The organism is Chamaesiphon sp. VAR_69_metabat_338 (genome assembly GCF_031423935.1).
GTDB lineage: Bacteria > Cyanobacteriota > Cyanobacteriia > Cyanobacteriales > Chamaesiphonaceae > Chamaesiphon.
Genome location: NZ_JANPGM010000479.1, coordinates 1 through 4,923, shown reverse-complemented (window position 1 = coordinate 4,923; position 4,923 = coordinate 1). Strand labels below are relative to the sequence as shown.

4 protein-coding genes are annotated in these 4,923 nt (G+C 49.0%); 1 reads left to right on the top strand and 3 read right to left on the bottom strand.

Annotated features, from left to right (window positions below; genetic code table 11):
* The 3 genes from RMO84_RS13255 to RMO84_RS13245 all read right to left on the bottom strand — a co-directional run.
* Positions 1-2,350 (bottom strand): methyl-accepting chemotaxis protein (locus RMO84_RS13255; protein WP_310488923.1); only part of this gene is annotated, 2,350 nt, incomplete at its 3' end.
* A 244-nt stretch (positions 2,351-2,594) separates the two neighbouring features.
* Positions 2,595-3,134: a chemotaxis protein CheW gene (locus RMO84_RS13250; RefSeq protein WP_310488922.1), complete on the bottom strand. Its 540-nt coding sequence runs from the start codon at positions 3,132-3,134 to the stop codon at positions 2,595-2,597.
* 10 nt (positions 3,135-3,144) lie between these two features.
* Positions 3,145-3,510 carry a response regulator gene (locus tag RMO84_RS13245; RefSeq protein WP_309735870.1) on the bottom strand — a complete coding sequence of 122 codons (366 nt, stop codon included), beginning with the start codon at positions 3,508-3,510 and terminating at the stop codon, positions 3,145-3,147.
* A gap of 781 nt (positions 3,511-4,291) precedes the next feature.
* Between RMO84_RS13245 and hmpF the strand changes: the two genes are divergently transcribed.
* The coding region (gene hmpF / locus RMO84_RS13240) for a pilus motility taxis protein HmpF (protein WP_310488921.1) at positions 4,292-4,923 on the top strand (632 nt) is incomplete at its 3' end.

Sequence of the window (4,923 nt, the reverse complement as noted above, 5' to 3'; positions counted from 1 at the left end):
CCGCGAGACGTTTTACTTTCCGGGTACTTTCGGCAACGGTTTCGCGAATCTCTTGAATACCTGCTACCGTCCGTTCTACCGCTTCACCACCACGCAGGGCGGTTGCTGATGCTGTCCGTGCTACTTCTTCCGATTCCCGCGCACTTTCGGCTACCCGTTTGATCGAGGCGGTCATCATTTGGACGGAGTTCACCGTGACGGCGAGTTCTTCAGCTTGGCTGAGGGCATCAGAAGAGAGGCGGCGGGCGAAAGCTTCACTTTCGGTCGAACTTTGGTTGACCTGCACGGCGGCGACTTGTACCTGTTGCACGATCTGCCGGAGACTGTCGATCGTCAAGTTAAATGAGTCGGCAACCGCACCGAGCACGTCAGCGGTAACTTCGGCTTTAACCGTCAGATCTCCGCGTGCCGCGCCTTCTACATCATCGAGGAGGCGGATTACTTGGCGTTGGAGTTCGTCTTTGGCTAGCTCCATGTCCCGTGCTTTGTTTTGGGCTGCGGAGTTGCTAGTCACAACCGATTGCAACATATAGTTGAACGAAGAGGAGAGTAATCCCAATTCATCCTGTGAAGAGACAGTCGCGCGGGCGGCCATATTCCCTTGGGCTACTTGCTCGAAATTAGACTGCAAGTCTCTGACACTCCGACTGACTTGCTTAGTGTAGCGACCAGTAAGGATCCGGGTAATTCCAAAACTCGTCAGACCGCCTAAGACCATCATCATGGCACCTGCCCGTTGAAGCGGGTCGCGAGCGGCTTTATCTTGAGGTGAGAGCGTCAAACTGGTGACAAAAGTGACGCCAGCGATCGCGATTGCCGCGCCGAGTCCGGCCGCACCAGAAATCAGCCACTGCTTTTTCTGGAATGAGGCATTTTCAAACGGTGCGAATACACCTTGGGGAGTCAGATTGGTCACATTCTGAATATCCTCTTCCCGATAGATGTTGCTGATCGTGCCATGGGGTTGATTTTTGATGCCAGAGATCGAGACACCATTAATAAATGTCGAACTATCATCAAACATGGCTGAAGATTTTGGCATATTCATCGAAGAAGGCGTCGGCTGTTCGAGAAAATTGTCTGGCAGATCGAAAAATCCCGATTGGGTACCACCATTACTATCATCCTCACCTAAGACCCCGCTCAATACTTGGCGATCGAGTGGCGCAAACTTAGACGGCGATGCTGGTGTAGCCTTCGCGTCGCCATCGGGTGACTGTGGCCCAAAGGCATTGTGAAAAACATGCGATACCCCAAAATCGAACCCGTCAGCTTGGGGATTATCGATACTATCGGCACCGAGCTGGTTGGGCCGATCGAGATCGTTGTCATTCATCCAATTATGGGGGAGGTCGGCTTGCGCGGATTGCGCCGTCGGCGGCCAAGCTAGCGGTAGCGCACCACTAATTTCGTTGAGAGCATCAGAGATGTCTTCGACCGAAAATTCCATTGGGGCTGGCATCTGTTCGCTGAGATCGCCTGACGTCGCCATTTCCATCCGATCGTTTGTGGTCATGAATGTCGGTCGGTCGGCAGTATTCGCTTGCTGCGATCGATCCGACAAGACAGGATCTGGTTGAATTGTAACTGGTACAGCGACGTTTGGGGTGACATCTGCTGGCGATTCTGGCGACAGATCGGGGTCGAAGTTGGCAAATGCCCGCTGTGCCGCTGGTGAAATATTGAAAAAGCCCGTATCGTCATTTACTTCCGATGTGGCATTGGTCGGGATCCCATCAAATAGCTGATGGCTGGGCGGCTCGGCGCGATCGTACCCAAAGGCGAAAGCATCGGTTAATGTTTCCTGCTCGTTGTTATAAAAACCAGTAGCTACTTGGGGTTGTTTGGGGCCGGCGATATTGGTTTCAACCGAGAAAAAGTCCGTGGCTTGGCTGGGAAACAATTGCCCCGACATATCCACATTAAAATTGAGCGCGGCGAGATCGAAATCTTCATCAGCAGTCAGATCTTCTGGTTGTCGCCAGGTGAGTAGCTCTGCCGAATCAGCCGTCGTCTTGCGATAATGTCCGCCCGAATCGCCACCATTAAATTGTTCGCTATTGGCACGATCGCCGATTTGGCTCAAACAAGAAACAGCATACTCCAAGCCACTGCGGGCAAATTGGAGAAATTCTGGATCGGTCGAGATCCCCAGCACGTACTCATACTCTTTTTTACCAATTTCGTATTGATATAAACCGTAACAGTAAATGTGTCCGCGCAATAACCGGACGCTAGGATCGTCGTGGAATTTGTTGACGAGGGTATCGATAATTGTCGCAGCTTTTTCGTAGTTACCTTGAAGGTAAGCTGCTTCTGCTAATTGATAATCTTGAGTATAGTCTTGCATGGGATCGGGGGTAGAAATCATGGTGATTCGTGTCAATAACTAGTTAATTTTAGAAATTATGTATGTTTTTTATAAGTTTGAAACTCCGGTCGAGAATAGTCCAATTGGTAAGAATCGCTAGCGAGATTGAAGCAAGCGCGATCGAGAGATCGCTCAAAAGTGAACATCCTCAAGTCGCGATTGAATCGTCCAGTTCGTCAAACATAGAATCGCCACTCGATCCGATAATCGGAGTTCGGCAGTCCTAAATCGTCCAGTTCGTCGAACGCAGAATCGCCACCTGATCCAATAATCGGAGTTCGGCAGTCTCAGTGCCAGACAGCTGATAAACTCCTTTAACAAAGCCACTCATACTGGCTGGGAGCGCAGCATCGGTGCCAGTATTCGGTAGCATCTGTTTGACGTCCAGCCATTCGGTATTTGCCACAGCGCGAACGGCAAATCCCATGACCAGTTCTTGTTCTTCGACGATCAAGATCGACACCTCATTTTGGTCGGTATTCACTAACACTCGATCGCCTAAAAATTGACCGAGATCTGCGACCCAAATGACTTGACCCCGCCAATTATACGTACCTAAGAAAAAAGGTGACGCATTCGGAATCGGCGTAATCCGATCGAAATAAACCGACATCACCTCGCGGACGCCAGAAGCAGGTAAGGCATATTCGTTACCCGAAGGTACGTCAAAGCGCAAACACAATTCGCCATCGCGGCTGCCCGGTGTCACCTCATTGGTGTTCGGGGCATCATCACTGGTGAGAAAATCTAAATTGAGAACCATTAGATCCGTCCTAATTTCGCAATAACTGTTTGATGGTGCTGAGTAATTCTACTGGCTCGAACGGCTTACAAACATAGGCATCCGCACCTTGTCGCATCCCCCAATGCCGATCGAAATCCTCACTTTTAGAACTACACAAGATCACCGGTACATCTTGAGTTTTGGGATTAGATTTGAGCGTCCGGCACACTTCATAACCATTCATTTTGGGCATCACCACGTCGAGGACGACAATATCTGGCACGATTTCGAGGGCAACCGCTACGGCTTGCTCGCCATCTGTTGCGACATTTACTGTCATTCCACTAGCTTGGAGTAGCTCTTTGATCATTTCCCGCTGCGCGGTACTATCATCCACAACTAGAACTGTTTTCATATATCTGCTAATCGATGGGGTAGATGGACACTAAGCTGGTAAACGTCACTAATATATAATATTTGTTAAACATACAAAATACAGTTCATAGCTGATACTTATGAAGATTGGGTTTGAGACAAACAGACGCGATCGGTGAAAATATCGATGAACTAGGGCTGACCGATCTGAATTTACCGATCTGAGTAGATTGGTGCAGCCACGTTTAGACTGGGAGTGTCGCTCTGCCGGGGGCAGATTGCCAGCCAATCTAGTCCAGATCCACAGGTGGTGCCCAAGCTGTCGAGCGATTCGGACAGTAGCAAAGAATCGATCGACTTTGGTATCCGTTACATTTAGTTTTCCCACACGATCGCCAGTTTGTTTCACTATCCCCAAGATCGATCGAAAATTCTGGAGAGTTTTGTGCTGATGACAGTTAACCGTCAATGTATATATAGTTGTTAGTGATGGCAGCGCGCTAGTTAGGAATGACTGGATCTGGCGGGGATGACAGTAAAACCCAGCCAATTATTGGGTACTCTCAATTTATGAAGATGTTTTCAGCAATGCCGTAATTGCCATAGCTTCGATCTCCATCTCGATTTTTGTGTCAGTGACACAACTGATTGCCAGAGCCGATTCTGGCCATCACAACAGCAGGGTTTGAAAGGCGACCGCGACTCGCGGATCGAGCTTTCGGTCGTTGGCTCAGATTTATAATATGGATTAACTTATTCAATTTTCTGTATGCTCAGCAAAACCTAAATTTATTTATATAAGACAAGGGAAAACTAACGTGTTGTATCTAGCAGAAGTCCAAAAGCCAAAATCTGGGTTTAATATTAGTGGCAGAAGTAAAGCCGAACTGAAGTTATTGGCTTGTCAGCGGAGCGAACAAAATTGGAGTGCGATCCCTGGTGAAGAGCTGGTGGCAGCTCCGGATGAAGCGACTAACTACAATCCTGGCGTGTTGGTACTAGTCGATATGAATGCCAATCGCCAAATTCAGTCGCAGTTGCGGGATGCTGGCAAACATTTGGTGGGCATTCTCCAAAATCTCTCGCGCCAGATTGAAAAATATAAAAAAGAAGCCGATGAGATCGAAAGCTGGCGGCAATCTTTGAGTCTCCAAAGCCAACAATTACAATTGCGCCAAGAAGAGATTTACGGACGCGAAGAAGATTTAGAGCACACCCGTGCCGAACTCGACAGATTGACCCAAGAAGCCCAAGCTCTAGAATCGACTCTAGGACAACACGAGCAATCGCGTCAAGAACTGGCCGCTCAATGGGAGCAATTACGTGACAAAGAACAGCATCTCGATCGACTGCAACAGTCGATGGGTGGTGCTTTGAGCGAACAACAAGTAGCCGAAATTCGCGCGGCACTCTATCAATTGGGTGGGAGTTCGCGCGCGCTAGATTCTCAACG

Excerpts from the sequence above, each read along its gene's own strand:
- RMO84_RS13250 (WP_310488922.1), bottom strand. The coding sequence starts at position 3,134 with ATGGTTCTCAATTTAGATTTTCTCACCAGTGATGATGCCCCGAACACC.
- RMO84_RS13245 (WP_309735870.1), bottom strand. The coding sequence starts at position 3,510 with ATGAAAACAGTTCTAGTTGTGGATGATAGTACCGCGCAGCGGGAAATG.